The organism is Anaerotignum faecicola (assembly GCA_024460105.1).
Lineage (GTDB): Bacteria > Bacillota > Clostridia > Lachnospirales > Anaerotignaceae > JANFXS01.
In genome coordinates this window covers 1-422 of sequence record JANFXS010000383.1, presented here as the reverse complement: position 1 = coordinate 422, position 422 = coordinate 1, and the positions used below count along the sequence as shown (strand labels likewise).

Annotated in this window: 1 protein-coding gene; it reads left to right on the top strand. The window is 41.2% G+C overall.

All coding sequences use genetic code 11. The annotated features are described in order from the left end of the window. The first annotated feature begins 199 nt into the window (after positions 1–199). Positions 200–415, top strand: a complete 216-nt coding sequence (locus tag NE664_14495) for a hypothetical protein (protein ID MCQ4727844.1) — start codon at positions 200–202, stop codon at positions 413–415. Positions 416–422: the final 7 nt, after the last annotated feature.

The following is a 422-nucleotide window of genomic DNA, read 5'->3' as shown; positions in this document are numbered from 1 at the left end:
CGAAAGGAAGAACTGAGCCGCGATTATATCTCCGGCGGCGGGGAATATACGGCGGGCAATTATTACAACAGGGTTTATATTTCGTTTTCAAACGATGGAAAAGAGCTTTTTGAAACTTACTGCCTGAATATAAATTCCAACAAGGCCGCAAAAAAGCTTTTGCAGGAAAAATAATATTTATGACAAGCTTATAACTCCTTTGAGCAATGTAATCGATATTGCGGTTACGACAGACGAAGGGGAAAAAGGCGTTATTACGGACAACGGGCTTAAAGGGCGCGTTTTAGATGCGTTTTACGACGGTTCGGATTGCGGAAGTAAGATTGATATACAAATTAACCTTGCGGAAACGGCGGGAAAACATAAAGATCTTTACGGATGCATTAAAGACGGGGAACTTTCCGAAAAACCTTAATAACTCC